At 71.4% G+C, this 1876-nt stretch carries 1 protein-coding gene; it reads left to right on the top strand.

From position 1 onward, the window contains the following. On the top strand, positions 1-1709 hold a 1709-nt coding region (locus tag QH283_RS01005; RefSeq protein WP_280501137.1), incomplete at its 5' end, for a M13 family metallopeptidase. Between the last annotated feature and the right edge of the window lie 167 nt (positions 1710-1876).

Below are 1876 nucleotides of genomic sequence, written 5' to 3' on the forward strand. Positions count from 1 at the left end.
CCGCCGGGCGGGCGCTGGGGGGGGGGGGCGCCCACCGCTCGGCCTTCGCCGCGCTGCTCGGCCGCTGGCATCGCACCGGCGTGCCCGGCGCGATCGCCCTCTACGTCGACACCGACGCCAAGAACTCCGAACGCTACCTGATCCAGCTGTACCAGTCCGGCCTCGGCCTGCCGGACGAGTCCTACTACCGCCAGGACGAATACGAGCAGATCCGCTCCGCCTACATCGCCCACATCGGCCGCATGTTCGCCCTTGCCGCCGCCGACGAGCGGGTGGCCGAACTGCTGCCCGCCGATCTCGACACCGTCGCGCGGCGGATCTACGAACTCGAACGCCGGCTCGCCGAGGGCCATTGGGACGTGGTGCGCCGCCGCGACGCCGAACTCGGCTACAACCTCACCACTTTCGAATCCCTGTGCGCCGAGCACCCCGAATTCGACTGGGCGGCGTGGACATCCGCGCTGGCCGAGGGCGTCGACCGATCCGGCGCCGAGCTGTTCGCCGAAGTGGTTGTGCGCCAGCCCGATTACCTCGGCACCTTCGCCCGGCTGTGGGCCGGGACCGACCTCGCCGATTGGCAGGCCTGGGCGGCCTGGCGGCTGTTGCGCGCCCGCGCCCCCTATCTCACCGACGAACTGGTGGCCGAGAACTTCGACTTCTACGGGCGCACCCTGACCGGAGCCACCGAGATCCGCGAGCGCTGGAAGCGCGGTGTCTCGCTGGTGCAGGAACTGCTCGGCGAGGCGGTCGGCAAGCTGTACGTGGCCGAGCACTTCCCGCCCGAGGCCAAGACCAGGATGCAGGAGCTGGTGGCCAATCTCGTCGAGGCCTACCGGCGCAACATCACCGAGCTCGACTGGATGAGCCCGCAGACCAGGCAGGCCGCGCTGGCCAAGCTGGAGAAGTTCACCCCCAAGATCGGCTACCCCGACCGCTGGCGCGACTACTCCGAGGTGCGCGTCGACCCGGCGGACCTGCTCGGCAACTACCGCAACGGTCACGCCGCCGAGCACGACCGCGAGCTGCGCAAGCTGGGCGGGCCGGTGGACCGGGGCGAGTGGTTCATGACCCCGCAGACGGTGAACGCCTACTACAACCCCGGCATGAACGAGATAGTCTTCCCCGCCGCGATTCTGCAACCGCCGTTCTTCGACATGAACGCCGACGACGCCGCCAACTACGGCGGCATCGGCGCGGTGATCGGCCACGAGATCGGCCACGGCTTCGACGACCAGGGCGCCAAGTACGACGGCGACGGCAACATGATCGACTGGTGGACCGACGCCGACCGCGCCGAGTTCGCCGCGCGCACCAGGGCGCTGATCGAGCAGTACGACGTGCTGTCCCCCAAGGAACTCGGCGACGAGCACACCGTCAACGGCGAGTTCACCATCGGTGAGAACATCGGCGACCTGGGCGGGCTGTCGATCGCGCTACAGGCCTACAAGATCTCCCTCGGCGACCGTGAGGCCCCGGTGATCGACGGCCTGACCGGCCTGCAGCGGGTGTTCTTCGGCTGGGCGCAGGTGTGGCGCACCAAGGTGCGCGAGGAGGAGGCCGTCCGCAGGCTGGCCGTCGATCCGCACTCGCCGCCGGAGTTCCGCTGCAACGCGGTGGTGCGCAATATCGACGGCTTCCACGAGGCCTTCGGGGTGCGGCCGGGCGACGCGCTCTACCTCGATCCGGCCGAGCGGGTCCGCATCTGGTGACACGTCGTCGACCGGCGCCCCGGACGATCGGTCCCTGAACAGGCGAGGGGGCGGGGGGCCCCGCCGCCGGCGGCGCGCCGCAGCGCGCGGGGGGGGGGCCGGCCCCGACGGCGGGGACCCCGCGACCGCCACACGCCGCGCCGCCCCCGCCGGGGGGGGGGGGGGCC

It is taken from the genome of Nocardia farcinica, assembly GCF_029867845.1.
GTDB lineage: Bacteria > Actinomycetota > Actinomycetes > Mycobacteriales > Mycobacteriaceae > Nocardia > Nocardia farcinica_A.